This window comes from Zoogloea sp. JDB1 (assembly GCF_056724025.1).
This window is the reverse complement of sequence record NZ_CM161496.1, coordinates 5,575,091-5,600,455: the sequence shown is the minus strand read 5'-3', so window position 1 is coordinate 5,600,455 and position 25,365 is coordinate 5,575,091. Positions and strand designations below refer to the sequence as shown.

Genomic DNA, 25,365 nt, shown 5'->3' with positions numbered 1-25,365 from the left:
CAGATCGTCCCGCCCCCATGAAACTGATCGTCTCCCTGCTTGCCGCCTATCTGGTCACCCAGTCTGCCTTCGCCGCCAACGGGCCGGTCGAAGTGGACCGTATCGTGGCCGTCGTGAATAGCGAAGTCATCACCCAGTCCGACCTGCGCCAGCGGGTCGAGCAGGTTACCCGCCAGTTGTCCCGCCAGGGCACCCCGCTGCCGCCCACCGACGTGCTCGAAAAGCAGGTTCTGGAGCGCCAGATCATGGAGCGGCTGCAGATCCAGCTGGCCAACGAAACCTCCCTGCGAGTCGACGATGTGACCCTCGATCGGGCCATCGGCCGCATCGCCGACAACAACAAGCTGTCGATGACCGATTTCCGCAAGGCCCTCGAGAAGGACGGCTTGTCCTGGGACCGTTTCCGCGAGGAGATCCGCAACGAGATCCTGATCAGCCGCGTGCGTGAGCGCGAGGTGGAGAGCCGCATCGTGATCTCCGATGCCGAGGTGAACAACTTCCTTGCTCACCCGGAAAACGTACTCGGCCAGCAGGAATTCAATCTGTCCCACATCCTGATCCGCACGCCGGAAGGCGCCACGCCGGAGCAGCTGGCCCGTGTTCGCGCCCGCGCCGAAGACGTGGCGGCCCGCATTGCCCGTGGTGAGCCCTTCGACAAGCTGGCCGCCAGCTTCTCCGATGCGCCGGACGCCCTGTCCGGCGGCAATCTGGGTTGGCGCAGTGCGGAGCGTCTGCCCAGCCTCTTCGCCGAGGCCGTGGCCAGTCTGAAGCCCGGCGACACGACCCCGATCCTGCGCAGCTCGGCCGGTTTCCACATCGTGCGCCTGCTCGACCGGCGTGGCGGCAACGAATCCGCTGCTCCAACCAAGGTGCAGCAGACCCACGCCCGCCACATCCTCATCAAGACCAGTGAAGTGGTGTCCGACGCGGAAGCCCGTCGTCGCCTGGCCGAACTGCGCGAGCGGGTAGTGCAGGGCGGTGCAAGCTTCGCCGAACTGGCCAAGGTCCATTCCGCCGACCTGTCCGCCTCCAAGGGCGGTGACCTGGGCTGGATCTATCCTGGTGACACCGTGCCGGAGTTCGAACAGGCCATGGATGCCCTCAAGCCGGGCGAGCTCAGCCAGCCGATCCAGTCGCCCTTCGGCTGGCACCTGATCCAGGTGGAAGAGCGTCGCATGCAGGACGTCTCCGAAGACCGCAAGCGTGCCGCTGCCCGCAACGCCCTGCGCGAACGCAAGATGGACGAGGCCTACCAGGACTGGTTGCGCCAGCTGCGCGACCGCGCTTACGTGGAATACCGCACGGAAGACAAATAAACCGGGAACGGCGCGCTTCAGACGATGGTCTGACGCGCGTATAGTCTTCTCTTCAGCCCCCGTAGCGGGGCTTTTCCATTTCCTCTCTCCGATGTCCTCTCAGCTTCCCGTCCTTGCCATCACCAGCGGCGAGCCCGCCGGGATCGGCCCCGACCTGTGTGCGGCCCTGCCGCGCCGCGAATGGCCTGCCCGCCTCGTTGTGCTGGGCGACCGTGACATGATCGCGGCACGCATCCATGCGGTCGAACCCTCCCTTGACATCATCGACTATCGTCCGGACGGCGCCTCCCGCGAGGGTGCGCTGGAAGTCCTGAACGTGCCGCTGGCCATGCCAGCGGCCCCTGGCCGACTCGATGCGATCAATGCCCGCTACGTGCTGGCGGTGCTGGATCGGGCCATCGATGGCTGCAAGTCCGGCGAGTTCGCCGGCATGGTCACTGCGCCGGTGCACAAGGGCATCATTTGCGAGGCCGGCGTGCCGTTCTCCGGCCATACCGAGTACCTCGCCGAAGCCACCGCCACGCCGCTGGTGGTGATGATGCTGGTCGGTGGCGGCCTGCGCGTGGCGCTGGCGACGACCCATCTGCCGTTGAAGGACGTGCCGGCGGCGATCACCCGTCCGCTGCTCACCGACACCCTGCGCATCCTGCACAAGGATCTGCGCGAGCGCTTCGGCCTGGCGTCGCCGCGCATTCTGGTGGCCGGCCTCAACCCCCACGCGGGCGAGGGTGGTCACATGGGCACCGAGGAGATCGAGGTCATCACGCCGGTGCTGGACGCCCTGCGTGCCGAAGGCATGCAGCTCGTCGGCCCGCTGCCGGCCGACACCCTGTTCGTCCCGCACACGCTGGAGCAGGGCGACGCGGTGCTTGCCATGTATCACGACCAAGGGCTGCCGGTGCTCAAGCACGCCAGCTTCGGCGGTGGCGTCAACGTGACCCTCGGCCTGCCGATCATCCGTACCTCCGTCGATCACGGTACCGCGCTCGATCTGGCCGGCACCGGCCGCGCCGAGCCGGGTAGCCTGTTTGCTGCCGTCGAACTGGCCATCCAGATGGCCAAGGGGCGGAGCCAGGCATGAACACCCGCCGACGTTTGTTGCTTGGTGCCGCCTCCGCGCTGGGCCTGGCCGCCTGTGGCGGCCTGCCGCAAAAATCTGCCGAGGCGCCCGCTCGCCCGCTGGTAGCCCGCAAGCCGAAGATCGCACTGGCCCTTGGTGGCGGCGCGGCGCGCGGCTTCGCGCACATCGGGGTCATCAAGGCTCTGGAAACCAACGGCATCGTGCCGGACTTCGTGGTCGGCACCAGCGCCGGCTCGGTGGTCGGTGCGCTCTACGCGGCCGGGCACGGGCCTTTCGAACTGCAGCGCCTGGCGATCCAGCTCGACGAGTCGGCGATCACGGACTGGAGCCTGTTCGACCGCGGCGTGATCAAGGGTGAGGCTCTTGAACGCTTCATTAACACCAATGTTGGCAACAAGCCCATCGAAGGGCTCAAGCGGCGCTTTGCGGCGGTTGCCACCGACCTGCAGAGCGGCGAGCCGATCGTTTTCCAGCGCGGCAACACCGGCATGGCGGTGCGTGCGTCGGCGTCCATCCCCGGTGTCTTCCCGCCGGTGGCGGTCAGTGGCCGTGAGTACGTGGACGGCGGCCTGGTGGCGCCGATCCCGGTGCGCGAGGCGCGTAGCCTCGGCGCCGACATCGTCATCGCGGTGGACATCTCCGGCCGCCAGAGCGGCAAGAAGAACCAGGGCACGGCGGACGTGCTGCTCGACACCATCTCCATCATGGGCGGCGCCCTCGGAAAGGTCGAACTGGCGGGGGCCGACGTGATCATTCGCCCGGAGCTGCGCGGCGTGCCGGCAACCAACTTCCAGCAGCGTCACGAGGCGATCCTCGCCGGTGAGCAGGCTGGCTTCTCGGCGGTCGCCCGCATCAAGGACGCACTGGCCGCGTGGGAAAGGAAAAATGGATGAGCGAACAACATCAGGCGCGTAAGCGCTTCGGCCAGAACTTCCTGTCCGACCCAAACATCATCCGCAAGATCATCGAGGCGATCCGCCCGGTTGAAGGTGACCGCATGGTCGAGATCGGCCCCGGCCTTGGCGCGATGACCGAGCCGCTGATGGACCGCCTCGGCCACCTGCACGTAGTGGAGATCGACCGCGACCTGATCGCCCGCCTGAAGACGACCCACTCGCCGGAGCGCCTGACGATCCACGAGGGCGACGCCCTCAAGTTCGATTTCGGCAGCCTGGTGGCCGACGGTGCGCCGCTGCGGGTGGTCGGCAACCTGCCCTACAACATCTCTACGCCGATCCTGTTCCACCTGGCCGAGTTTGCCGACAAGGTGAAGGACATGACCTTCATGCTGCAGAAGGAAGTGGTGATGCGCATGGTCGGCGAGCCGGGCACGGAGGAGTACGGGCGATTGTCAGTGATGCTGCAGTATCGCTTCAACATGGGGCGCGTGTTCGACGTGCCGCCCGGGGCATTCCGCCCGGCGCCGAAGGTGATGTCGAGCATCGTGCGCATGGTGCCGCGGCCGGCCGCGGAATGCACGGCGGCCGACTACGCGCTGCTCGGCAAGATCGTCACCGCCGCCTTCGGTCAGCGCCGCAAGACGCTGCGCAACACGCTGCGGGATTACCTCGGCGAGGATGACTACACTGCGCTTGGCATTGATCCTGGCCTGCGTGGCGAGCGACTCGGCGTAGACGACTTCGTACGCATTGCCAACCATGTGGCGGCCCGCGGTGCAGCTGCCGGTTGAGTGAGGCGGATGTGCCGTCCATGAAAAAACCCGGCGGCGAGCCGGGCTTTTTCATGGTACATCGTGGTGCTGATCAGTCCTTCTTCATCGGGCAGGTGTTGATGCCGATCAGCGTGTAGGCCGGGCAGAAACCGATCAGCCCGGTGGCGATCGGCATCAGGCCGATCCACGCCCAAACCGGGCCGCCGAGGGCCGCCCATGCCACCAGCGCGGCACCGCCGCCGACGCGTACGATCCTGTCGAGATTGCCTTCGTTTCGTTTCATGATGGCCTCCTTGGCCGCTTCATTCAGGTGTCCGCATTTCACCAGCATTTTGCGACGGACGTCTGTAACCTTGGTTACACAGCCTGCCCGCCGTCAGCCCGCCGCCACGCGGCGCAGGCCGGCGGGGTCCAGGATTTCCACCTGCTCGCGGGACAGGGCGACGAGCCCTTGTTCGGCGAAGCCTTTCAACAGGCGGCTGACGATCTCCCGCACGCTACCCAGTTCGTCGGCCAGCTGCTGGTGGGTGACATGCAGGCGTTGTCCCTTGCCGAGCAGCAGCGCGGCGAGGCGCTGGTCGAGCTTGCGGAAGGCGACTTCCTCGATCAGCTGCATCAGATCGGCAATGCGTTCGGAGAACAGCTGGAAGATGAAATCGCGGAAGGCTGCCTCGCCGAGCAGGGCCTGGAAATCGGCATTCGGCAGGAGCAGCAGACGCGTCTCCGTCTCGGCGATGCCGCGGGCGTTGTAAGGTGCGTGGCCGAGCAGGCAGGCCGACGAGATGATGCAGGTTTCGCCCGGTGTGACCCGGTACAGCGGCAGTTCCCGCCCGTTGGGGGCGGCCTTGACGACCCGCAGGCTGCCCGACAGCACGAAGGGGAAGCCCTGGCAGGCCTGCAACTCGTCGAAGACGACGGCCCCGGCCGGCACGCTGACGACCTGGGCGTGCTGTTGCAGGCGCAAGCTGGCGGCGGCCGGCAGTGCCGCCAGCACCGGGTAAAGGGTGTCCAGCGGGGCGTTCAGCGCGCCATCGGCGTTGTCCGTCATGCCAGTTCGACGACCACCGGCGCATGATCGGACGGGCGTTCCAGCTTGCGCGGCGCCTTGTCGGTGAAGCAGGCGGTGCATTTTTCCACCAGTGGCTGAGACACCAGCAGGTGGTCGATGCGCAGGCCGAAATTGCGGCGAAAGGCGCCCATGCGGTAATCCCACCAGGAGAAGCTCTTCTCGGGCTGCTCGAAGAGGCGGAAGGCGTCGGTGAGACCAATGTCCAGCAGGGCCTTGAAGGCGTCCCGCTCAGGCACCGACACGTGGATCTCGTCCTTCCAGTCCGGGTGGGCGTCCCGGTCTTCCGGCGCAATGTTGTAGTCGCCGCCGAGCACCAGTTGCGGTGTGGCTTGCAGCTCCGTCTTCAGCCAGGCGGTCAGCGCCTCCAGCCAGGCCAGCTTGTAGACGAACTTGTCGGAGCCGACTGCCTGCCCGTTGGGAAAGTAGCCGCACACGATGCGGACGCCGTCCAAGGTACCGGCGATGATGCGCTTCTGCTCGTCGGCGAAACCGGGGATGTCCAGCGTGACGTTCTCCAGCGGCTTGCGCGTGAGGATGGCCACGCCGTTGTAGGTCTTCTGGCCGTTGAAGACGGCCTGGTAGCCGGCCGCTTCTATCTCTGCCAGAGGAAAGGCCTTGTTTTCGCACTTGAGCTCCTGCAGGCACAGGGCATCGGGCTGGTTTGCGGCCAGCCAGTCGACGACGTGGGGGAGGCGGACCTTGAGGGAGTTGACGTTCCAGGTGGCGATCTTCATGGGGGCTTGAAATCCAGTATTGGCGCGGGTTCTTGTTTTGATGTGTGCTGTTAGCTACGCATCTAGCTACACACCGCTAGTCGGCTTACCGTGATTGTGCCAGTGACGGGAGTCTTGCCGCTCGCTGATCGAAACCACGGAGGAGGGAGCCTGGGCTTCGGCTATCGTTGAACTGCGCAAGCGCGCTTCACGCTTGCGACGGAGATCTGGAAGTGCTCTGCGGTTGCCTTGATGCTCGCGGAGTTCTCGGCACGCCACGCAACCACCTCCGCATCATTCACCGTTTTCTTGCGCCCTAGGTGCTTACCTTCCGCCCGTGCCCGCTCCAGCCCGGCGAGCTGACGAGCCTTCAGGTTCTCGCGCTCCAGTTCAGCCACTGCAGCCAGCATCGTCAGCATGAGTTTCCCCGCAGGGGTTGCCAGATCGAAGCCTTCCCGCATCGAGATGACCGAGGCGCCCGTCTCCTTCAAGGCCTCGACGGTATTGAGCACGTCTAGGGTGTTACGGCCGAGGCGATCGATTGCAGCGACCACCACAATGTCACCGTCCCGCACATAGCCGAGGAGGGCGGACAGGCCGGCCCGCTGGGTCGCAGCCACGGTGCCCGAGACTCCGTCGTCCGAAAACCACTTATCGACCTTGTAGCGTTCTGCGATGGTGCGCCGCTGGTTCTCGCAGGTCTGGTCGTCGGTGGAAACGCGGGTATAGGCAACGATGGCGGACATGGCAGGCCTCTATGTGGCTCAAAATCTATAGCTCACATGATAGGCTGGCTCAAAATAGAAAACAACTTATTTGAGCTATGTGTCTCGGGGTGTTTTGATGGTGGCTCAAAAGGTATGGGTTTTGAACTTAGTCTGGAGCCACCATGTCCTACTCAACATGGCGTATGCTGTAATTAAATACAGCTTGCTGTATCTTTTAAGCGAAATCAGTGGTAAATTCCAAGGGCCTCGGAATGAGGAAGTAACGGCGAATGGCGCCTGATTGTCAAACAATTGCTATGGAGGGAGGGGCTATGTTGGATAGTGAAGTTGTCGCCAACTACTTCATCCAGAAGTCGTTTGATACGGGCGTGCCTCTCAGTCAGATGAAGTTACTGAAGCTTGTCTATATCGCCCACGGTTGGCACAGGGGATATTTCTCGCAGAATCTGATCAACGATGCAGTCCAGGCCTGGAGGTACGGGCCTGTCATCCCAGACCTGTATCGCAAAATCAGTCACTATGGCCGCAGAACGATTGATGCGCCCATTCCTCATTACGGGCTGCCTGGTGATGGTCAGAACCAACTCCCGAATGAGTTGACGATCGCTCTACTTGATCGCGTTTGGGATACTTATAAGAAGTATTCTGCCGTTGAACTATCAGCGATGACTCACCAACCAGGAACACCTTGGGATCAAGTTTGGAGAGAGTCCGGAGGTGATAACTACTCCGGTGCAATCATTCCGAACGAGCTGATTGACCAGCACTACAAGGATAAGATCCGAGCAGCCAAGGGTAATGGAACCGCCTGAGGATTTTGATGCCATTGGTGCTGCCTCTGGGTCCTTACCCCCAGAGGATCTCCAGTTAGCAGAAAAAGAGAAAGATGCACTGGAGGACGGGGCCCAGCGTGTCCGTAAAGAAGTACATTCAATTGCAGTAAGTGCACTTCGCTTCGGAGCTTGGCTGCTCGCGGTAATCATAGTGGTACGGGTTTGGCACTTAGCTGGCCCATCCGAAATTCTCGGTTGGCATTTTCGCTGGCTCAGCGAGACAGAACTTCAGTCTATCGACAAAATGCTTTTTAGCAGCGCGTTTGGTGGCTTAGTTCTTGGTTATCTCAAAGAAATCATGGCACCCGCGAAGAAATAAGACATTCAAGCAGGGGCTGTGTACTAGCGAACTTGGATTGTCTGTTGCTGGCAATGGAAAGCACTGGATTGTGATTCCAGGTGTCACGGGTGCCCGGAACGGGAAGCGAACCCGTAGGCCCTTCCTGTGGCCGGGGGAATCGAACCACCGTCCAGACCTTGAGGCAGGATGGGCCGTTTCTTCAAGAACTACACTGGTTCGATCCCAGTACCGCCCATCCCCACGGTGCGAGACATAGGCCTACATGACCTTGCACCCCATGCAAGTGCGCGACCACCTTATGGCCGGCCGGTAGCGCATCGCCCCGTGCATGGTGTGCACGGTGCACTGTAGACAGCAAAACGCCGGGGCTCGCCCGGCGCTTCTGTACGTTGTTACCGCTGGTCCAGCAGGCAGGGGCACTACCCCTGCAAAGCCTTTACCGCGGCCTGCGGATCGTGCTGGAAGATCCGCAGCAGCGCCCGTGCCGGCCCCGTGGGACGGGTACGCCGTTGTTCCCAGTTCTCGACGGTACGACGTGACACTCCCAGCAGGGCGGCGAGCTCCTTCTGGGTCACGGAGACCGCTTCGCGAATGGCGTGCACGTCAGGATCGTGGATGGTCGTCACCTTCACTCCGGGCACGTCCTCGCCGCGCATGTGGGCGGTCATTTCCTTTACGCCCTGCATGAGGGAGGCAAAGTCTTTTTCATTCATCGCGCAGCACTCCTTCAATCAGTCTCGCCAGTTGCCGGGCCTGGTCTGGTGTCAGGTCTTCCTGGTCGTTCTTGGCGTAAGCGAAGACCAGATAGACCACATCGGCCGCCGTGCGCCAGTAGTAGATCCCCCCGCGTCAGACTAGTTGTCGCCCCGATAAAATCCTAAATTCGGGGGCGATGATGAGAGAACGACGTGGCGCGATACGGACAGGAATTCAAGGATAGGGCGGTGGCGAGATTGCTGCCGCCGGAGAGCGCGACGGTGGAGGCCGTTGCGCGTGAGATCGGCGTGGGCGTAGCGACGCTGGAGCGTTGGAGGAGTGATGCGCTGTCCAGGCCCGCTCGCGAGCGGGCCTGGACAGCGGCGGCCCGGTTCGAGGCGGTGCTCACCACCGCGGCCCTCGATGAGACGGCCCGGAATGCCTGGTGCCGGGAGCACGGGGTTTATCCGCAGGATCTAGCCCAATGGCGTCAGGCAGCCACGCAAGCCTTGGCAACACCCGAGGAGGCCCGTGCCAGTCCCTTGCAGACCAAGCAGGATCGGCGTCGCATCAAGGAGCTCGAGCGGGAATTGCGCCGCAAGGAGAAGGCCCTGGCGGAGGCGGCAGCCCTGCTGGTGCTTTCAAAAAAGCTCGAGGCGATCTTTCCGAAGGACAGGGACGAGGACGCATGATCGGCCTGGAAGATCGCCGGATGAAGGTCCGGAACATTGAAGCCGCCCAGCACGCCGGGGCGCGTCTTGACGCGGCCTGCAAGGTGGCGGGCATCACGCTGCGTACGCTGCAGCGCTGGAAACGTGAGGACGGCCTCGTGCGCGGGGACCTCAGACCGGCAACGCTGCGCCCCCGGCCTGCCCACGCCCTCACCGAGGCGGAGCGGCATGCGCTCTTGCAGGTAGCCAACGACGCCCGCTTTGCCGACCTGCCGCCAGCGCGCATCGTTCCGATGCTGGCCGACGAAGGCGTCTATCTGGCCAGCGAATCGACCTTCCACCGCCTCCTGCGCGAAGCGGGCCAGACGACGCATCGGGGGCGTGCCAAAGCCCCCGCAGCCTCTCGCCCACCGAGCACCCACATCGCCACCGCACCGCGCCAGGTGTGGTGCTGGGACATGACCTATCTGCCGGCCACGGTAGCCGGGCGCTGGTTCCATCTGTATCTGATCCTGGATCTCTACAGCCGCAAGATCGTCGGCTGGGAAGTGCACGGCACCGACGCCGCCGAACATGCCGCCCATCTGGTGCGTCGCACGGCGCTGGCTGAAGGGATCGCCGCCCTGGCGGACAAGCCCATCCTGCACGGCGACAACGGCGCGACGCTCAAGGCCACCACGGTGCTGGCGATGCTCCACTGGCTGGGTATCAAGCCTTCCTACTCGCGGCCCCGGGTCAGCGATGACAATGCTTACGCCGAAGCGCTGTTCCGCACGGCCAAGTACCGACCCGAGTTTCCGGCAAGGGGATTCGAGGATCTGGAAGCCGCCCGATCCTGGGCCAGCGGTTTCGTGCAGTGGTACAACGTCGAGCATCGCCACAGCGGCATCCGCTACGTGAGCCCGGCCCAGCGCCATGCGGGCGAGGATCACGCGATCCTGGCGGCGCGTCACGCACTCTATGCCCAGGCCCGAGCGCGCCATCCTGCGCGCTGGACGGGCAACACCCGGGACTGGTCACCCATCACCGTGGTGACTCTCAATCCCGAGCGAGACGTAGTTGTTGCCATGGGGAATAAACAGCAAAGAGCTGCATGAATCAGGCGACAACTAGCTTGACGCGCGCCGAGGGGCGCTACCGACTCCAGTTTGATCCAGTCGTGGGTCGGTGGCCGACAACGGCCAGGAGCCGTCCATCGTCGTTACATCTTCCTTGAACGCTTTTAGCAGTCGACTATGTTGAATTCATGCAAGTGTGAGCGTTCAGTTTCGGCCGGAAGCGGCCGGACGTCATCCGATCCAGATAGCGGCTATTCGGGCGGAGCGGCATGCTATACGCCTACGCCTCACATGATTGGAGCAATCCACTATGCCGACGGCTGCCGCTATTCCTGTCTTGTTATTTTGCTTTGTGCATAGTTGATTTTTATAAACAGTAGATTGCATAACATATTGTCCGGCATTCCGATTTTATGCGGCAGAACTGTCGCCCTAAAACAAAGTTAGGCGGCCGCGAGTACGGGGGCATCGCGGCCATGTTGTTTCACTTGCCCCTTATTGTGCAAAGGAGATACTCATGGCTGACATCAAAATCAACAAACAACAGTGGGATGCCATGTCCCAAGAAGATCAAAAGGCAATTACAGAAGGCCTTCGATCAACTGGTGGTCTAAAAATCGGAGACCAAATCGTAGGCGACCCCAACGTCCCACCTTTTGACGAGAACACCCAACTCCAGCCAATGTGGAATCCCATTCAGGATCTTTGCAAGTCGGCATGTGACGTTGCTGCTGGTGCGGCAGTGTCATGGTGCACAGCCAATACAGCTGGAGTTGGCTTGGCCGTTTGTTTGGCGGCGGCTGAAGCAGCTCGTCAAGAGTGTCGTAATCGTTGCTAACACCGCCTAACAATTCGCTCAACACGGGCGTTCACGGGCGGCGCTTCGCACCGCCCGTGAACGCCCGTTAGCTCAAACGTTGAGTGACTGCTTTCCCCACAGTTCAACGGCCACGTTGGGTCGATAGGCGACAACCACGTGATGACGTGGCAAGGCAATCAAACGGAAGCTGGGCTCCTTCCGTTGAGGACTGCTGGCTTGAACAGCAAGATGCACCACGGGCCGCCAGTGGTGAAATTCGTACATACCCGCTTTGCTCTGCCCCGGCTTCAATGGAGGCATCTACCTTCCACGCAGGAGAGCAAGCAATGGCGCAGAGTCACCTTATTTGGCGCGATGATCCGTGCAAGGCATGCGGTCAAACCGACTGGGAAATCCGGAAGTGCATCAATGGCGGTGGGCACACCACCTACCTGTTTGTCTGTGCCCACTGTGGCACCCGAACCCAGCGTTTCGTAAGCGCCAAGGTGGTACGGGCCGCGGGCCTGGAGCCCAGGGAGATCAGGCCGGCGCGCCCGAGGCCAGCTTGCCAGGTGTGTGGGAAGCAAGGCGCCGAGCAACATCATTGGGCACCGTGGGCCTTGTTCGGTGCCGAGGCGGCAGCGTGGCCGCAGTCCTTCCTCTGCCGGAGTTGCCACGATCGGTGGCACCAGCTGGTGACTCCACAGATCAGTGCCCAGCGAGGGCTTTAGGCGGAAGGGTCTCCCTCGATCGCTTCGCAGGATGCCGCGTCCAAGAGCTTCAGGGCGACCGCTTCGTGCATGAGGTTGATCACTTGCCGTCGTTTGAGGGCCAGCAGCCGTGCAATTTCTACCGCAGAGGTGCCGGCGCGGGCCAAGCGGGCAATGAAGCGAATGCGGCGGTAGCCGTCAAAGATTTCGTCGATACTGGGAATTTCGATGACTTTATCCGCCCAAATGTCCACAAGCCGCCTGAACGGCACCTCGCCGAGGATTCGGCAAAGCGGGTGATCGGGAGTGGCAAGAGGCGGGATGCGGATGGTCCTTCCGCCATATACGGCCATGAGACGCATGGAGGCTTCAGTGCCCAGATGTGCGCCCAGATCTTCGATGAATCCGTTGGTGTAGTTCACGGCTGTCTCGCTCTCGAGAAGATGCAGTGATGTCGAGCATAACGGCAAGAAAATTCAGCAGCCAGCAGCCGGATTGCCTCGTCTGCCTCACTCAAAACGCCGGGGGATGGCGCGGATCGGGCGCCATTGCGCTGACAGCGAGCCCCCGAAAGGCTGGTAGGTCAGCCAATACCTATTGTTCCCACTCTAAAAAGTAATAGTGGGAACACTGTGGGGGTCGCCAAAGCCTTGCTGCGCCTGACTTCCCCGGATGTGTTCCCACTGTTCCCGGTGTTCCCACGCGTTTCGGCACGTCGGCTTACCCGCCGTGATCGAACAGAGGGCCGTTGCCGGTGACGGTCGGTTCCGGTGTTGCCGTGCTCTCCGGGTCGTCTGTCTGATCCGTGCGGAGCTGCCAGTCACTGCACTCCAGCGAGAATGCGAGCTGGAAGGCGAATTTCTCCGGCCCGGCCGCGTAGATGGTTGCGGCGCGATCGGTCAGCACCCCCACAAAGCACCGCAGGCGTTCGGCGTGGTAGGCCGCCCGGTCCTGGGCTTCCTGCAGCTGGCGCTCAAGGTGGGCCACGCGCTTGCGGAGCTGTGCGGAATCTTCGGTGGCAACCCGGAAGATCTTCGCACGCAGCTTCGCAGGATCGGTGTTGCGGATGACTTCCCGGGCCGCCTGGCGCGGATCCAGCGTGCCATCCGGAAAGACCGTTCGGATCTTGCCCTTCTTCACCCAGGTGCTCACGGTCTGGCGGCTGACTTTGCACATCCGGGAAAAATCGGCCTGGCTGACCCTCAGCCCTTGCGCCAGGTCTTCCGGCTCGAAGGGCAGCGGTGAAGTTGACGGCACCCCCGGCACCTGCCCGGTTTCCGCATTGTTTGGCTTGGTCGTCATTTCGTCATGCCATCTGTCAAGGTTTCAGTAACTTCGGGGGCCGCTGCCTACATCAAAATCGAGGCTCTCCGTACCCTTATGGCCTTTTGCCCTACAGGGGCCCCCGGTCGAACACCGGGCAGCACGCCCCGCGGTCATCGGGGCAGCGTCGAAGGGGGTGGCCTGGGCCATACGCCAAGGGGAGGTCGTCGCGGGCACTGCAGTAGCCTTCGGACAGGCCCGGTCGTCGCAGGTGAGAGCACGTTCGACACGCTTGCTCGACCTCGCTCTGCAGCGGCGCAGAAGGCCTTTCAACCCTATCCCCAGCCGGCTCTATAAATGACGTTGAGTTGTTGTTTGCAGTTTGGCCAAGCCTTGGCTCTTCAAAATCGGTGGGAATAGTGGGAACGTGGGAACACGCAACACTGACTCCTTTTGAATCAACAGGATAGGCAGCATTTTTTGTTCCCACCCCCCTTGAGAGTGTTCCCACTTCCTGTGGGAACGCTTCCGGTTGACGGGGCCGGTCGGCGTGCGACTCCAGGGCCTCATCCACGATCACGGACCAGTTAACACTCATCGTCAAAGCCCTCCAGCACACGGGGCGTCAGCAGGTAGAACCAGCCTGCCTGAGCTGCTCCGGGTTCGCGGAACTTGGTCTGAAAGCGTGTCCTGCGACCATCGATCGAGACTTTCAAGACCCCGCGCTTGCTCAGTTCCTTGGCTACCTGGATCGGATCGAAACCGCTGCACAGCTCGCGTTTGAAGACCTCGGGATACACCAGGTACTCGAAGATGTGATCCGGCTCATTCAGGCTGGCCGTTTCCTTGGTCGGTCGTTTCCAGCCGGCGCGGTTCATCGTCCGCGGGGCGTGGGTATCCACGATGCTGGGGCGCCGGTGATCCTCCAGCCGAGCCCCGGCGTGGGCCTGTATCCAGACCTGCACCTGCTCGAACATCTTCCGTGGCTCGCGGTTCTCCTCACCGCCGAAGGCGCGGAGCCAGTCCTTGAACATCCGCATTGCTGCCACGGTGGCTTCACCTTGCGGCCATCCGGTCAGCCCCCATTCGGTGGCCAGTTCCCCGGCATAAGCCACGGCGGCAAAGCGGGTCGCGGCCCGAATCGCCTGGCCCCCTGCCTTGTCGGAGAGGGCGCGCTTCTCGAAGCCGACACGCAGCTGTTCAAACTGGGCCGGCATCGCGGCGCGGTGCTCGATCACCTTGCCGACAAACGCGGGATACGCGGTGCCGTAGTACCGGGCTGCACTGCGCTCAAGGTGTTCCGAGAAGCGGGCACCATCAGGCTGACCGTGCAGTGCTTCCCAGCAGCCGAACCCGGCTTCCGCATCGGCAGGGAGTTCGCAGAACCGCACCTCCTGGCCGGCGTAAGCGCGCTCCTGGTTCTCCTCGAGAAACTGGGTCAGGCCAAGTTCGCCGTTCGACTGGAACAGCAGCGAGAACGACGCCGTTTCCCGCAAGCCTCCGGCCGCCTGGCCGCGGCCCTTGCCTTGGCCACTGGTGAGCATGCAGGCGGCCAGAGCCACGTCCCGTGGGTTGCCGGCCTGCTTAAGTTCATCGAGGACAAGTACCGCATCACAGTGGCCGGCGGCCAGCCATTCGACGGCGGTGCCAGTCTGCAGCCAGGTCTTGAGGTATTCCTTGGGGCCGCACAGGCTGGCCGCTGCGAACAGCAGCTTAGACTTGCCTAAAGACGAGTTTCCGGCCCAGTGGAAGCCGCCTGGCACGTTGGGATGCAGCCAGCACAGGCCACTGGCAAAAGCAGCCGCAAGGGCAAAGGTCAGCCGGGAGTTGCCCACGGCCAGCGCGGCCACGTTGTTGCGCCAGTCAGCCAGCGTGCCGGCCTGTTTGAACTGGGCGTGCCCCTTGCCGTTCGCTTGGTGCAGCCACAGCTCGGCCCCCGGAGTGGCAAGCGGATCGCGGTCGCCGCCCAGCACGAAGGACCAACGGCCCGGCACGGTCACATCCTCATGCCAGCCGATCCGCTGGGTGAGGCGTGCCCGATCAGGCGGCCGGGAGCGGTTCACGTACATCTTCAGGAGGCCGCCCTTGTTGTCGCCGATGAAGAGCCCCTGGGATCGCAGCAGGCGCGCCAGGGCAGCGCCATCGCCTTCCAGCATGTCGTCGGGCACCAACACCCGGCGGCGCAGACCGTCGTGGTCCCGGAAGGTGGCGAGCCGGCACCAACCTTCGCCCTTCGCATCACGCACCAGGTGGGTGATTTCCAGCGGGGCACAGACGAACTGCTCGACCTGTTCCCAGCCTTCGCCACGTCGCTCAACCTTCAGGCGATAGACGCCGCGGCCTTCGTTGCCATCGCGGAGCTCGAAGAGTTCGCCGCCCTGCGCCGGTGCCTGCACGGCGCCGGCTTTGCCCTTGGCTTTCGTGCGGGGGCGCTTGGCTGGTTTGGTGGCTTCGTCTGCAGGCGGAGCTAGAGCCGTTTCCTGAGCGCTGGCAGCACTTTCCGGCGCGTGCTCATCGATGGGGGCTTCATCGCTCTGCGGGGCCGGAAATGCTGCCGCAGCCGCTTCGAGGATGCCGCGCACTGCGTCCGGGCCTTCGCCTTCACGGGTGCTGGTTGCCAGGTCGTTGAAGTCGGTCGGCGCCTTGCCGGTCTCCTGGTAGCCCGTCCAGCGTGCAGCTGGATCGGAAAACGCCGGCGTGGCGACCACTCCGCCGACCGCACGGGCAGCCTCCTGCGACCGCATCTGGCCGGCGTTGCGGCATTTGTGAGTTTGGCCGCAGCTCGGGCACGTGTCGCCATCGGCAACCCGGACCGGTGCCGCGCAGGCCTGGCAATGGCCGAAGGCATCATCATCGGCGCACAGGATGAAGCGGGCCTGCGGGTAGGCCTCCTGCAGGGCATGGGCAACGGGCTCCAGGCTGCCGGCATCGAAGGCCACGGCGACCGGCCAGCCGATCACCTGATGCAGGCTGGCGGCGGTGGCGTAGCCCTCGGCAACACAAACAGGCTGGTCGGGAAGGATCTCGCCGATCAGATGGAACTTGCCGCGCTTCTCGCCGTGGGGCAGGAAGTCCTTGTCGCGGCCGTCCACCTTCTCCGCGTAGATCGCCTGCAGGCTATGCAGCGTGCCGGACGGGCTGCGCATAGGCACCAGCAGAGCGTTGGGAATGCGGGTTTCGCGCCAATCGCCCGGGCGGACCTCTTCCCACTTGGGCCAGGTGCCCACCCGCAGGTCGTAGGACAGAACGCCCTTGCGGGCGAGGTAGGGATGATCGGCCGGCGCCGGTTTGGCATGGTTCCAGATTCCGTTCGCCTTGCTCCGGGCCTTGTCGAGCTTGGCCTTGGCTTCGGCTTCCCGTGCTGCCCGCTGGGCTTCCATGCGGGCGCGGTGGGCAGCTTCTTCCTCGGGTGTGAGCTGGCGGCCGATGTCGGCCCGCCAGTTCTCCCATTCGAGACCGTCGCGGAAGTTCTGGAAGCCGCCGGCCGGGATGCCATCCAAGTGCAGGAGATAAGCCCCATCCTTTTTGCCCTTGGTGGCGCTGCTCAGCTCGCATCGATGCAGCTTGCCGTCGGCGTCGATATGGTCGGGCAGAAGCAAGCCCCGGCCGGCTGCGGCTGTGCGGAACTGAGAGAGGATCGCGTTCAGATCGAATGACCTGGTAAGGGTCATGGTGCGTCGCCCTCCAGATCGCCGAAGAGATCCCAGTAGCGTCCAAGTTCTTTCAGGCACTTCGAGGCGAAGATGTCTTCGGAGACATTCACGCCGGGTTCCGGGAGCGAGACTCTGATGTTGATTTCTTCAGGCGTGCCATGTCGGCCGACTTCAGCTTCAAAGTGACCAGCGTAGGCGTGTGCAAAGAAATCGAAGCCAAGACCCCGAAACCACCAACCGCAGCGTTTGTCGTCGTATTCAACGGCGACCTCGTGGAGGCGGCCATCACTGGACTGGAGCGTGATCAGGCTCATTGCCAGGCCTCCCCGCGGAGTGCTTTACGCAGTTGGCCGACGTTCCAGGCGGTCACGCCCTCGCTGAGGCGGCGGGGGGCAGGGATTCGACCAGCCTTGGCCCAACGCCAAGTTGTGGCGGGGGAGATCTGGAAGAGTGCCGCCGTGATCGGTAAGCGCACATAGGCCGAGTTGGGCAGCGCGTCGAAGTTGCGGAGAGCATCGGGGATCGGTGCTTCACCCTGGGTGGGCAGCCGCTGCGATAAGCCTGCCTGGGGGGAGAAGGTGGCGGCCCTTTTCATTTTTCACCCCCGTGTGCCTCGTCAGAGAGCAGGCGGCGCACGGCTTCGCCGGGCCAGATCAAACGGCCATTGGGTAGCTTGCGGGGGGTGATTCCCAGGTATTCGCCCTTGATGCAATGGGCGCGGCGGATGCTGGCAGGCTTGACGCTCAAGCCCTTGGACTGGAGTAAGACTGCCAGTTCAGATGTCCCCAGATCACGGGGGGAATGAATGATGCGCAGGTTCATGTTCGTGTCGCCTCAAAGTGGGAGCGACACGAACATTAATCACACATCTTCATCCGGTCAGGAGGGTAGAACAGGGTAGGACGGGGTTTTACCCTGTTCTACCCTGTACTTCGACAGTGAAAAGCGATGATTCCCGAAGAGTTCAGGCGGCATCCGTCAGCCGTGCTGACAGGGGGGCATCCGGGAAGAGCTCATCGTAGATGTCACCTATCTTCTCATCGCCACGGAATCTCAGTTCCATTTTTTTCGAATAATTTCTGTAGAAGCTATTGAGGTCGGCTTCCCCGAAGGACTCAGGAAGTAGTCTCCTGGCCAAATAACACAGTGCTTTACTGGTGCCTGGCCAGTCCTTTCGATCAATCGGAGAACGCCCTGAGGAAAGCCACGCTTGTTCAATACGGGACAGCAGGTCATCGAACTGTTCAAGCTTGGTTGGCCGCTTATTCGTCTTCTCTGTGCGAGTGACCCTGGGCTGCACGGCGGTTACTACGGTTTTTTCGGGCGCTTGGGCGATCAACTCAGGAGCTGAAACGATGGGGGTTGATGCCGGGATACTGGAGGTGGCTGCGCCCAGGTAGGGCTCAAGCCAAGTGCGAAGATAACCTTCTAGACGGGTGTCTTTGAAGATGTCGTACACGTCTTTCGCGGTAACAATCAGATCATCGATTGGAACCGAAGCGCTATCAGGCTGGTGGTGCTGGAATTCACTGAAAGTGCCGTAATAAACCTCTCCATCAAGCCGGATCTGAACTGGGAGTTTTTCGGCCTGCACTACCATCCATTCAAGCGCCTCCCTCAGTCCTTTCTGGTTCCGCTCAAGATCCAACTGCACCACATACTTGATTGGCAATGCCTCAGGCCAGTCAGGGTAGAGCGGCGCCTTTGTGTAACGACGAAACTGTATCCAGCTCTGCCGGCGTTCTTGATCACTCATATGAATCGCGCTCCATCCGCGCCCATCAAAAAGGGTGCCGCGCCAGCGGGGCGATGGTTTCCCCGTTTTCGGTTGGCCGACCTAGGCGCGGCGTGCTGCTCGGTTGATCTTCAGGTCATGCGGCATGGCTCCGCAGCGGGACAACCTTGCCCCTAGGCGGGATCCATTCTTTTCCTGACTCGCAGGCGAGTAAGAACGATGTCCACAGTTCCAGTGCTGCGCGGCGCTCCGTCAGGTAATCGTGCTGGTCATACACCGCAACCAGTCCGCCCAGGGCGTGGTTCAGGCAGCGTTCGGCAATCAGCACTGGCACTCCGAGCGCCGCCAGGTGGCTACGGGCGGTGCTCCGCAGATCGTGCGGTGTGAAGCGGCGGGACTTGTCTCCGAGGCGGTCGCACAGCTTGTGCAGAATGGCGTTCAGTGCGCGCTGCTCGAAATGCGTTTCCTGGCCATGGGTAAGGAGGCGCCGTTGCTGTCGGGCGGGAAGGACGAAACGGGAGCCGCAGGCCAGTTCCTGCAGTTCCTTGAACCAGCCGACCGCACAAGGTGGTAGCGGGACGGTAAAGCCCTTGCCTGTCTTGCTGTTCTCGTCGGGAATGAACCATTCGCCCTTGGGCAAATCAACGTGCGTCCATTCGGCACGGGTCAACTCGCCAACGCGGGCGCAGGTTATGAGTAGCAGCTTGACGGCCAGCATGTTTTCGCGGCCGATGGATGGCAGGGCGGGGAAGATCGCCCGCAATTCCGCTTCGGTGAGCATGAGCCGTTGGCGGCGCGGATCGGGTCTGCCGCAGATCGCAGAAACCGAGATGCCAGCGCAAGGGTTGGCCACAACGACCCGACGAGCAATGCCGTGCTTGAAGATCTCCGACAGGGCGGTGAACACCAACTCCGCCACATTCACGGATTTCGCGCCAACGGACTCGATCAGGGCCACGACGTCGGCGCCGGTTACTTCACGGGCGGGAAGACTTCCGAGCTTCGGCAGGATGACGCCTTCGATGTGCTGCCGACGCTGCTTGACGGTGGTATCCGCCAGACGGGGAAAGGCTTTCTCCATGTAGTCGCTGGCCAGGGCACGGAAGTCCTTGGCGCCAGCACGTTCGATCCTGCTGAGCTGCTTTTCGCGGGCCGGGTCGGCTCCCTGGCTGATCCGTACTCGGGCTTCTGCAGCAAGTTGGCGAGCTACCGCCAGGGTGATGTCAGGGTATCGGCCGAGGGTGAGTTCGCGGGGCTTGCCACCAAAGCGATAACGGAGCACCCACGTCCCGCCTTTCTGGCTGGCCTGGTGGGCGCTCATGGTGAAGGTGAGTCCGCCGCTGTCTGCTTTGGCTACCGGTTGCCCGGTCTTGATCCATGCGCGCAGGGCAATGTCAGTTAGATTTCCCAAGGGGCCTATTTCGTAATCTCAATTCGTTAGCTACGCAGATAGCTACACAAATTATAGGCGCTGGGGTGACATTTGGTGATTTTAATTGATGCAAGAAAACCCAGGTTTTATGCGGGTTTCGCGCCTTCGTGATACGGCGTGAAGCTACACAAAACGGGAAATTAACTTGAGGTGGCGATCTTCATGGGGGCTTGAAATCCAGTATTGGCGCGGTGTTGGTGCGCTGGATGCGCTCTTGGCTGCACACCTGGCGACTCACCGCTGATGGGTTTGCCGTGATTGTGCCAGTGACAGGGGCCTTAGCGCTTGCCGATCCATGCCGCGTGGGGGGAGATCAGGCGGCTGGGCAGTGAAGGCCGAGCCAGGCCACGATGCCGGCGGCGCTGAGGACCACGCCGACCGTGACGACGCCGGACCAGCCGGAGATGCCGTAGGCCTGGGCCGAGGCGAGCGAGCCGAGCGCGCCGCCGATGAAATAGCTGGTCATGTAGGCGGCGGTGAGGCGATTGCGCGCATCCGGACGGATCCGGTAGATCGCCCCCTGGTTACTCACATGGACGCCCTGGACGGCCCAGTCGAGCAGCAGAATGCCGACCATCAGACTCATCAGGCCGTGTTCGGCGGCCAGGCCCAGCGGCACCCAGGACAGCAACAGCATGCCGAGCGCCAGCAGGGTTGCGATCTCCCCGCGCCCCGAGTCGGCCAGACGGCCGGCGAGCGGGGCGGCGAGGGCTCCGGCCGCCCCGGCAAGGCCGAAGAGACCGATGGTGGCCGGGGCGTAGCCGAAGGGCGGTGCGCTCAGGAAAAAGGCCATCGAGGTCCACAGCACGCTGAAGTTGGCAAAGGACAGGGCGCCCAGCACGGCCCGGCGACGCAGCACCGCTTCTTCGCGGAAGAGCTGGAGCACCGACAGGAGCAGGCGCGGATAGGGAAGATCCACGCTGCCGCTGCCGCCGGGCAGGTGCCGGGCCAGCACGATGGCGATGGCAAGCATGGCCAGGGCGCCGGCGAAATAGACGGTGCGCCAGTCGCCGAGCCCCGTCAGCAGCCCGGCGATCGTGCGGGCGAGCAGGATGCCCAGCAGCAGGCCGCTCATCACCGTGCCGACGATCTTGCCGCGCTGGGCGGGCTCTGCCAGCGCGGCGGCGAGGGGAACCAGGATCTGGGCCACCACCGAACACAGGCCGGCGATGGCGGTGCCGACGAGCAGCATGGTGAGTCCGGGGGCCAGGCCATTGATCAGCAGGCCGCCGGCCGCCAGCAGGCTCATGGCGACGATCAGGCGGCGGCGGTCCACGAGATCGCCGAGGGGCACGATCAACAGCAGACCCAGGGCATAGCCGAGCTGGGCGGTCGTGACGATGGCGCCGGCCGCGCCGCTGTCCAGGTGCAGGTCGTCGGCGATGGCGGGCAGCAGGGGCTGTGCGTAGTAGTTGCAGGCCACGGCCAGCCCGGTGGCGGTGGCCATGAGGCGCACCAGACCGGGCGTCAGGGCTTGAGTGTGAGGGGGCATCGGGGCTCTCCGGCAGGGTGTCCAGGGTGTCTGCCCCGGATCGGTTGGGATCAACGTTCGGAGGGCAGTATCGACAAGGAGAATTGATCATTCCAATGTATTGTTGACATTGGTTTGATCGTGAAAAGAGATTATTGAGATGAACCTGCGGCAGATCGATTTCGTGCTGGCCCTTGCCGAGGAAGGCAATTTCACGCGGGCCGCAGCCCGTTGCCATACTGTCCAGTCGGCCTTCAGCCACCAGGTGGCCCGTCTTGAGGAAGAGTTCGGCTCCCGGCTGTTCGAACGCTCGTCACGGCGGGTCGCCCTGACAGCGGCGGGCCGGACTTTCGTCGCCCATGCCCGCCAGGTGCAGGAGGCGACCCGCCGCCTGCGGGACGAGATGACCGCCGCGACGGGCGAGATCCGCGGCACACTGACCGTCGGGACCATCTCGACCCTCACCGTGGCCAATCTGCCGGCCTTGCTGGCCGAATTCCATCGCAGTCATCCCCGCGTCGATATCCGTCTCCACATCGGGATGAGCGATGCGCTGCTCGATGAGCTACGCGGCCAGCAGACCGATGTGGCCTTTATCGGGGTGTGGCCCGGCGAGCCGGTGGCGGGGGTGTCGGCGCGTCTCCTCAGCGAAGAGTGCCTGGTCGCTATCCTGCATCCGGATCATCCGCTGGCCGGGCGAAGCAGCCTGGGCCTGGGGGAACTGGCCGGGCATACGCTGGTGGACTATCAGGCCGGCACCGGGCCGCGGCAGCAGACCGATGCGGCATTCCGGGCAGCCGGTATCGAGCGGCGCGTGGCCTTCGAGGTCAATCATGCGGAACTGCTCGAGCAGATCGTTCGCCAGGGGCTGGCCATCGGCTTGGTGCCCGAACAGTCGGCGCTAGGCTACGCCGGGCTGCTCAGGGTCTGCATTGAGGAGGCGCCGCAGCGCAAGGTCTACTTTGCCTGGAGCCGCAACCCCACGCCGGCCGCGGCGGCCTTCCAGGCATTGGTGCTGGGGGGCGACGGAGCGCAGGGGAGCTGAAGCGTGCTGCGGTGGCCGGGTCGGGTCAGCGCCGATCAGGCCCCGCTGCGGGCTGTATACCAGGCCCGTAGGGACTCCTCGGTGGCGCCGTAGGCGAACTCGTCGGAGGCTTCGATGCCAGCGTCCTGCAGGCGCTTCTTGGGGCCGTCGCCAACCTTGGCGACGAGCAGGCCGGCACAGTCGGAGAGCGCGCGGATGATCACCTCGCGTTTGTCCTCGTCGCCGAAGCCGCCCTGGCAATAGTGTTCGACAATGCGCTTTTCGACGAAGCGGATGCCATCTTTGTCGACTTCGTACACATGGAAGTCGTCGGCATGGCCGAAGTGCAGGTCCACCTGGCCATGGCCCTTGGTGGCAACGGCGATCTTGAGAGTGGCGGATTGGGTGGGCGTGTCGGTCATGGAGGCCTCGCTGGATGTCGGTGAAGGCCCCGCGGCTGCGGGGCCGTTACCGGAAAATCAAGCGAGGTCCATGCCAGTCAGCGCTTGCCGGATGGATAGCCGGCCCGATCGAGGGCATCGTTCCAGGCGGCCTCGGCAAAGCCGGCTTCCAGTTCGCGGCCGACTGTCATGCTTGGTACGAAAGGCTCTTTCCCGAAACGGCTTTTGAAGGCTGCAAGCTCGGCTTCCGTCTGAAGCAGGGTTTCCGAAAACGGCACGCCGCGTTTGTTGAGGAGTGCCCGTGCGTTGTCGCAGGCCTGGTCGCAGTCCTTGCCCACATAGAGGGTCACCGGAAAATCGGCGGCCGCCTTGCGCGTGGCGTAGGGGAGCTGGGGACCGGCTGCGGCGCGGTTGGCCTGCAGCTTGCGCTCTTCGAACTGTTTGACCGACTGGGGCGGCGGCTGATCGCTGTATTGCACGCGTCCTTTTTCGTCCACCCAGTGGTAGGCGTTCTGGGCCGCAGCCGGCAGCGCGGCGGCCAGCAGCAACAGGCCGAACAGCCGCAGGGCCATCATGCCGGCACCATGCCGCTGTGGCGCAGCAGGGCGTCCACCTGCGGTTCGCGGCCGCGGAAGGCCTTGAAGGAGTCGAGTGCCGGGCGGCTGCCGCCGACGGCCAGGATCTCGTTCCAGAAGCGCTCCCCGGTCTGGGCGTCGAGTACGCTGCCCTTCGGGCGGCCTTCTTCCTCGAAGGCGGCGAAGGCGTCCGCCGATAGCACTTCTGCCCACTTGTAGCTGTAGTAGCCAGCTGCATAGCCGCCGGCAAAGATGTGGCTGAAGCTGTTGGGGAAGCGGTGCCAGGCCGGCGGGACCAGCACGGCGACTTCCTTGCGCACCTCGGCGAGCAGGTCCATGACGTCCCGTTTGGCAGGATCGAAGTCCATGTGGATCAGCAGGTCGAACAGGGAGAACTCCAGCTGGCGCACGGTCTGCATGCCGCTCTGGAAGTTCTTGGCGGCGAGCATCTTGTCGAACAGTTCTTTCGGCAGCGGGGCGCCGGTTTCGCTGTGGGCGGTCATCTCGCGGACCACGTCCCATTCCCAGCAGAAGTTCTCCATGAACTGGCTGGGCAGTTCCACGGCGTCCCACTCGACGCCGTGGATGCCGGATACCGCCAGATCGTCCACCTTGGTGAGCAGGTGGTGCAGGCCGTGGCCACTCTCGTGGAACAGGGTGATCACGTCGTCGTGGCTGAAGGTGGCCGGCTTGCCACCCACCGGGCCGGGGAAGTTGCACACCAGGTAGGCCACCGGCGTTTCGATGCCGCTGGCCAGGCGCCGGCGGGTAATTGCCGAATCCATCCAGGCGCCGCCCTTCTTGGTGTCGCGGGCGTAGAGGTCGAGGTAGAACTGGCCGACCAGCTGGCCGTCGCGCTCGATGCGGAAGAAGCGCACGTCCGGGTGCCACACCGGGCCGCTGTCGGGCTTGATGCTGACCCGGTAGAGCTTCTGGACCACGCCGAACAGGCCGTCGAGCACCTTGGGTTCGGGCAGGTATTCCTTCACTTCCTGCTCGGAGAAGGCGTACTGGGCGACGCGCAGCTTCTCGGAGGCATAGCCCACGTCCCACGGTTCGAGCGGGTCGAGGCCTAGCTGGTCCTTGGCGAAGGTCTTCAGTTCGGCCAGATCGCGTTCGGCGAAGGGCTTGGCCTTGGCGGCCAGCTCGCGCAGGAAGCCGAGAACTTGCTCCGGCGTATCGGCCATCTTGGGTACCAGCGACACTTCGGCGTAGTTTTTGTAGCCCAGCAGTGCGGCCTCTTCGGCGCGTAGGGCGAGGATCTGGCTGATCAGCGGGCCGTTGTTCCATTCGGCCTTGCTGTAGCCATTGTCGATCTCGGCGGCGCGGGTGGCGTAGGCGCGGTAGAGGGTTTCGCGCAAGACCCGGTTGTCGGCATACTGCATGACCGGTAGATAGGACGGCATTTTGAGGCCGAACTTCCAGCCAGTGCTGCCGGCTTTGTCGGCGGCCTCGCGGGCTGCGGCGATGACGTCGTCGGGCAGGCCGGCCAGCTCGGCCTCGTCGGTGACGATGTGGGCGAAGGCATTGGTGGCGTCGAGGAGGTTCTCGGAGAACTTGGCGCCGAGGCCGGCGAGTTCTTCCTGGATGGCCTGGAAGCGGGGTTTCTGCTCGTCCGGCAGTTCGGCACCGGACAGACGGAAGCCGCGCAGCTCGTTGTCGATGATGCGCTGGCGAGCCGGGCTCAGCGTTGCGAACTCGGGGCCGTTCTTGATGGCCTTATACTTCTGGAAGAGTTTGAGGTTCTGCCCCAGTTCGGCATAAAAGCGGGTGACCTCCGGCAGCATCACGTTGTAGGCTTCACGCCATTCGGGGGTATCCATGACGCTGTGCATGTGCGCGGCAACGCCCCAGGCACGGCCGAGGCGTTCGCCTTCGTTCTCGATGGGTTCGACGAAGTTGGCCCAGGTGGGCACGGCGGGATCGTCCTGCAGGCGTTCGACTGTGGTGCGCAGGGCGTCCAGCAGGCTGCGGACAGCGGGCTCCACATGGGCCGGCTCGATCGCATCGAAGCGTGGCAGGCCGGAGAGTTCGAGCAGGGGCGAGGTGGTTGGGGTGTTGGTCATGTTCTTCGGGTGATCGGTTGAGTGGTTTTATTGTGCCGAATTCTGCACGGAGTGTCGCCCTTCCTTGGCGACAGGTGTGGAGCGGCCGGTTTGAAGGG

General features: G+C 63.4%; 26 protein-coding genes. 9 read left to right on the top strand and 17 right to left on the bottom strand.

The features are described from left to right. The first annotated feature begins 17 nt into the window (after positions 1 to 17). The 4 genes from AC1PPK_RS25435 to rsmA all read left to right on the top strand — a co-directional run bounded on the left by AC1PPK_RS25435 (position 18) and on the right by rsmA (position 4,087). Positions 18 to 1,316, top strand: a complete 1,299-nt coding sequence (locus AC1PPK_RS25435; RefSeq protein WP_481115756.1) for a peptidylprolyl isomerase — start codon at positions 18 to 20, stop codon at positions 1,314 to 1,316. Between the two features lie 91 nt (positions 1,317 to 1,407). Continuing rightward, the gene (pdxA, locus tag AC1PPK_RS25430; RefSeq protein WP_481115755.1) at positions 1,408 to 2,397 is read left to right on the top strand and encodes a 4-hydroxythreonine-4-phosphate dehydrogenase PdxA; all 990 of its coding nucleotides are present in this window, start codon (positions 1,408 to 1,410) and stop codon (positions 2,395 to 2,397) included. Beyond that, positions 2,394 to 3,290: a patatin-like phospholipase family protein gene (locus AC1PPK_RS25425; RefSeq protein WP_481115754.1), complete on the top strand. Its 897-nt coding sequence runs from the start codon at positions 2,394 to 2,396 to the stop codon at positions 3,288 to 3,290. The genes pdxA and AC1PPK_RS25425 overlap by 4 nt, the downstream gene beginning before the upstream one ends. Beyond that, the gene (rsmA, locus tag AC1PPK_RS25420) at positions 3,287 to 4,087 is read left to right on the top strand and encodes a 16S rRNA (adenine(1518)-N(6)/adenine(1519)-N(6))-dimethyltransferase RsmA (RefSeq protein WP_481115753.1); all 801 of its coding nucleotides are present in this window, start codon (positions 3,287 to 3,289) and stop codon (positions 4,085 to 4,087) included. The genes AC1PPK_RS25425 and rsmA overlap by 4 nt, the downstream gene beginning before the upstream one ends. Positions 4,088 to 4,160: 73 nt before the next feature. On the opposite strand, the gene AC1PPK_RS25415 is transcribed toward rsmA, so the two are convergent. From AC1PPK_RS25415 to AC1PPK_RS25400, 4 genes are all read right to left on the bottom strand, one after another. Beyond that, a complete protein-coding gene (locus AC1PPK_RS25415; RefSeq protein ID WP_481115752.1) occupies positions 4,161 to 4,352 on the bottom strand; it encodes a YgaP family membrane protein in 192 nt (63 codons plus the stop codon). A 93-nt stretch (positions 4,353 to 4,445) separates the two neighbouring features. Further along, the gene (locus AC1PPK_RS25410) at positions 4,446 to 5,117 is read right to left on the bottom strand and encodes a Crp/Fnr family transcriptional regulator (RefSeq protein WP_481115751.1); all 672 of its coding nucleotides are present in this window, start codon (positions 5,115 to 5,117) and stop codon (positions 4,446 to 4,448) included. Beyond that, entirely contained in the window at positions 5,114 to 5,872 is a 759-nt protein-coding gene (gene xth / locus AC1PPK_RS25405) for an exodeoxyribonuclease III (protein WP_481115750.1), read from the bottom strand. The genes AC1PPK_RS25410 and xth overlap by 4 nt, the downstream gene beginning before the upstream one ends. A 161-nt stretch (positions 5,873 to 6,033) precedes the next feature. Beyond that, positions 6,034 to 6,597 (bottom strand): recombinase family protein, encoded by a 564-nt coding sequence (locus AC1PPK_RS25400; RefSeq protein ID WP_481115749.1) that lies wholly within the window; start codon positions 6,595 to 6,597, stop codon positions 6,034 to 6,036. Between the two features lie 293 nt (positions 6,598 to 6,890). Here AC1PPK_RS25400 and AC1PPK_RS25395 point away from each other — a divergent pair, with 293 nt between their 5' ends. Beyond that, entirely contained in the window at positions 6,891 to 7,391 is a 501-nt protein-coding gene (locus tag AC1PPK_RS25395; protein WP_481115748.1) for a Panacea domain-containing protein, read from the top strand. Next, complete coding sequence (locus AC1PPK_RS25390; protein ID WP_481115747.1) at positions 7,378 to 7,731, top strand: hypothetical protein; 354 nt, start codon at positions 7,378 to 7,380, stop codon at positions 7,729 to 7,731. The genes AC1PPK_RS25395 and AC1PPK_RS25390 overlap by 14 nt, the downstream gene beginning before the upstream one ends. A gap of 401 nt (positions 7,732 to 8,132) precedes the next feature. Here AC1PPK_RS25390 and AC1PPK_RS25385 read toward each other — a convergent pair whose 3' ends face one another. Further along, complete coding sequence (locus tag AC1PPK_RS25385) at positions 8,133 to 8,426, bottom strand: helix-turn-helix domain-containing protein (RefSeq protein ID WP_481115746.1); 294 nt, start codon at positions 8,424 to 8,426, stop codon at positions 8,133 to 8,135. Positions 8,427 to 8,621: 195 nt separating this feature from the next. Here AC1PPK_RS25385 and AC1PPK_RS25380 point away from each other — a divergent pair. Beyond that, positions 8,622 to 10,177 (top strand): IS3 family transposase gene (locus tag AC1PPK_RS25380; RefSeq protein ID WP_481113585.1). Its coding sequence is split into 2 segments (ribosomal slippage): positions 8,622 to 9,051 and positions 9,051 to 10,177, totalling 1,557 coding nucleotides; the frame shifts between segments, so codons are not numbered across the junction. A gap of 478 nt (positions 10,178 to 10,655) precedes the next feature. After that, on the top strand, positions 10,656 to 10,976 hold the full coding sequence (locus tag AC1PPK_RS25375; RefSeq protein WP_481115745.1) for a hypothetical protein: 321 nt from the start codon (positions 10,656 to 10,658) through the stop codon (positions 10,974 to 10,976). 688 nt (positions 10,977 to 11,664) lie between these two features. Here the strand turns inward: AC1PPK_RS25375 and AC1PPK_RS25370 are convergent. The 9 genes from AC1PPK_RS25370 to AC1PPK_RS25330 all read right to left on the bottom strand — a co-directional run bounded on the left by AC1PPK_RS25370 (position 11,665) and on the right by AC1PPK_RS25330 (position 21,222). Beyond that, the gene (locus AC1PPK_RS25370; protein WP_481115744.1) at positions 11,665 to 12,069 is read right to left on the bottom strand and encodes a hypothetical protein; all 405 of its coding nucleotides are present in this window, start codon (positions 12,067 to 12,069) and stop codon (positions 11,665 to 11,667) included. 298 nt (positions 12,070 to 12,367) lie between these two features. Further along, positions 12,368 to 12,949, bottom strand: a complete 582-nt coding sequence (locus tag AC1PPK_RS25365; RefSeq protein ID WP_481115743.1) for a hypothetical protein — start codon at positions 12,947 to 12,949, stop codon at positions 12,368 to 12,370. A gap of 548 nt (positions 12,950 to 13,497) precedes the next feature. Continuing rightward, complete coding sequence (locus AC1PPK_RS25360; protein WP_481115742.1) at positions 13,498 to 16,581, bottom strand: DUF927 domain-containing protein; 3,084 nt, start codon at positions 16,579 to 16,581, stop codon at positions 13,498 to 13,500. Next, positions 16,578 to 16,877: a hypothetical protein gene (locus tag AC1PPK_RS25355; RefSeq protein WP_481115741.1), complete on the bottom strand. Its 300-nt coding sequence runs from the start codon at positions 16,875 to 16,877 to the stop codon at positions 16,578 to 16,580. Before AC1PPK_RS25355 ends, AC1PPK_RS25360 begins: the two co-directional genes overlap by 4 nt. Further along, complete coding sequence (locus AC1PPK_RS25350) at positions 16,874 to 17,158, bottom strand: helix-turn-helix transcriptional regulator (protein WP_481115740.1); 285 nt, start codon at positions 17,156 to 17,158, stop codon at positions 16,874 to 16,876. Before AC1PPK_RS25350 ends, AC1PPK_RS25355 begins: the two co-directional genes overlap by 4 nt. After that, a complete protein-coding gene (locus AC1PPK_RS25345; RefSeq protein WP_481115739.1) occupies positions 17,155 to 17,385 on the bottom strand; it encodes a hypothetical protein in 231 nt (76 codons plus the stop codon). Before AC1PPK_RS25345 ends, AC1PPK_RS25350 begins: the two co-directional genes overlap by 4 nt. 142 nt (positions 17,386 to 17,527) lie before the next feature. Further along, the gene (locus AC1PPK_RS25340; RefSeq protein WP_481115738.1) at positions 17,528 to 18,319 is read right to left on the bottom strand and encodes a hypothetical protein; all 792 of its coding nucleotides are present in this window, start codon (positions 18,317 to 18,319) and stop codon (positions 17,528 to 17,530) included. 115 nt (positions 18,320 to 18,434) lie between these two features. Then, complete coding sequence (locus AC1PPK_RS25335; protein ID WP_481115737.1) at positions 18,435 to 19,709, bottom strand: tyrosine-type recombinase/integrase; 1,275 nt, start codon at positions 19,707 to 19,709, stop codon at positions 18,435 to 18,437. Between the two features lie 334 nt (positions 19,710 to 20,043). Further along, on the bottom strand, positions 20,044 to 21,222 hold the full coding sequence (locus AC1PPK_RS25330) for an MFS transporter (RefSeq protein ID WP_481115736.1): 1,179 nt from the start codon (positions 21,220 to 21,222) through the stop codon (positions 20,044 to 20,046). Positions 21,223 to 21,361: 139 nt separating this feature from the next. Between AC1PPK_RS25330 and AC1PPK_RS25325 the strand changes: the two genes are divergently transcribed. Then, complete coding sequence (locus tag AC1PPK_RS25325; protein ID WP_481115735.1) at positions 21,362 to 22,246, top strand: LysR family transcriptional regulator; 885 nt, start codon at positions 21,362 to 21,364, stop codon at positions 22,244 to 22,246. Between the two features lie 35 nt (positions 22,247 to 22,281). On the opposite strand, the gene AC1PPK_RS25320 is transcribed toward AC1PPK_RS25325, so the two are convergent. From AC1PPK_RS25320 to AC1PPK_RS25310, 3 genes are all read right to left on the bottom strand, one after another. After that, the gene (locus AC1PPK_RS25320; RefSeq protein ID WP_481115734.1) at positions 22,282 to 22,647 is read right to left on the bottom strand and encodes a NifB/NifX family molybdenum-iron cluster-binding protein; all 366 of its coding nucleotides are present in this window, start codon (positions 22,645 to 22,647) and stop codon (positions 22,282 to 22,284) included. A 77-nt stretch (positions 22,648 to 22,724) separates the two neighbouring features. Continuing rightward, positions 22,725 to 23,201 carry a DUF4124 domain-containing protein gene (locus tag AC1PPK_RS25315; RefSeq protein ID WP_481115733.1) on the bottom strand — a complete coding sequence of 159 codons (477 nt, stop codon included), beginning with the start codon at positions 23,199 to 23,201 and terminating at the stop codon, positions 22,725 to 22,727. Beyond that, positions 23,198 to 25,267 carry a M3 family metallopeptidase gene (locus AC1PPK_RS25310; RefSeq protein ID WP_481115732.1) on the bottom strand — a complete coding sequence of 690 codons (2,070 nt, stop codon included), beginning with the start codon at positions 25,265 to 25,267 and terminating at the stop codon, positions 23,198 to 23,200. Before AC1PPK_RS25310 ends, AC1PPK_RS25315 begins: the two co-directional genes overlap by 4 nt. Positions 25,268 to 25,365: the final 98 nt, after the last annotated feature.

Coding starts and splice junctions, on each gene's coding strand:
- AC1PPK_RS25425 (WP_481115754.1), top strand. CDS start 2,394: ATGAACACCCGCCGACGTTTGTTGCTTGGTGCCGCCTCCGCGCTGGGC.
- AC1PPK_RS25315 (WP_481115733.1), bottom strand. CDS start 23,201: ATGATGGCCCTGCGGCTGTTCGGCCTGTTGCTGCTGGCCGCCGCGCTG.
- AC1PPK_RS25435 (WP_481115756.1), top strand. CDS start 18: ATGAAACTGATCGTCTCCCTGCTTGCCGCCTATCTGGTCACCCAGTCT.
- AC1PPK_RS25415 (WP_481115752.1), bottom strand. CDS start 4,352: ATGAAACGAAACGAAGGCAATCTCGACAGGATCGTACGCGTCGGCGGC.
- AC1PPK_RS25390 (WP_481115747.1), top strand. CDS start 7,378: ATGGAACCGCCTGAGGATTTTGATGCCATTGGTGCTGCCTCTGGGTCC.
- AC1PPK_RS25400 (WP_481115749.1), bottom strand. CDS start 6,597: ATGTCCGCCATCGTTGCCTATACCCGCGTTTCCACCGACGACCAGACC.
- AC1PPK_RS25360 (WP_481115742.1), bottom strand. CDS start 16,581: ATGACCCTTACCAGGTCATTCGATCTGAACGCGATCCTCTCTCAGTTC.
- pdxA (WP_481115755.1), top strand. CDS start 1,408: ATGTCCTCTCAGCTTCCCGTCCTTGCCATCACCAGCGGCGAGCCCGCC.
- AC1PPK_RS25410 (WP_481115751.1), bottom strand. CDS start 5,117: ATGACGGACAACGCCGATGGCGCGCTGAACGCCCCGCTGGACACCCTT.
- AC1PPK_RS25320 (WP_481115734.1), bottom strand. CDS start 22,647: ATGACCGACACGCCCACCCAATCCGCCACTCTCAAGATCGCCGTTGCC.
- AC1PPK_RS25395 (WP_481115748.1), top strand. CDS start 6,891: ATGTTGGATAGTGAAGTTGTCGCCAACTACTTCATCCAGAAGTCGTTT.
- rsmA (WP_481115753.1), top strand. CDS start 3,287: ATGAGCGAACAACATCAGGCGCGTAAGCGCTTCGGCCAGAACTTCCTG.
- AC1PPK_RS25375 (WP_481115745.1), top strand. CDS start 10,656: ATGGCTGACATCAAAATCAACAAACAACAGTGGGATGCCATGTCCCAA.
- AC1PPK_RS25385 (WP_481115746.1), bottom strand. CDS start 8,426: ATGAATGAAAAAGACTTTGCCTCCCTCATGCAGGGCGTAAAGGAAATG.
- AC1PPK_RS25365 (WP_481115743.1), bottom strand. CDS start 12,949: ATGACGACCAAGCCAAACAATGCGGAAACCGGGCAGGTGCCGGGGGTG.
- AC1PPK_RS25355 (WP_481115741.1), bottom strand. CDS start 16,877: ATGAGCCTGATCACGCTCCAGTCCAGTGATGGCCGCCTCCACGAGGTC.
- AC1PPK_RS25350 (WP_481115740.1), bottom strand. CDS start 17,158: ATGAAAAGGGCCGCCACCTTCTCCCCCCAGGCAGGCTTATCGCAGCGG.
- xth (WP_481115750.1), bottom strand. CDS start 5,872: ATGAAGATCGCCACCTGGAACGTCAACTCCCTCAAGGTCCGCCTCCCC.
- AC1PPK_RS25325 (WP_481115735.1), top strand. CDS start 21,362: ATGAACCTGCGGCAGATCGATTTCGTGCTGGCCCTTGCCGAGGAAGGC.
- AC1PPK_RS25340 (WP_481115738.1), bottom strand. CDS start 18,319: ATGAGTGATCAAGAACGCCGGCAGAGCTGGATACAGTTTCGTCGTTAC.
- AC1PPK_RS25345 (WP_481115739.1), bottom strand. CDS start 17,385: ATGAACCTGCGCATCATTCATTCCCCCCGTGATCTGGGGACATCTGAA.
- AC1PPK_RS25310 (WP_481115732.1), bottom strand. CDS start 25,267: ATGACCAACACCCCAACCACCTCGCCCCTGCTCGAACTCTCCGGCCTG.
- AC1PPK_RS25330 (WP_481115736.1), bottom strand. CDS start 21,222: ATGCCCCCTCACACTCAAGCCCTGACGCCCGGTCTGGTGCGCCTCATG.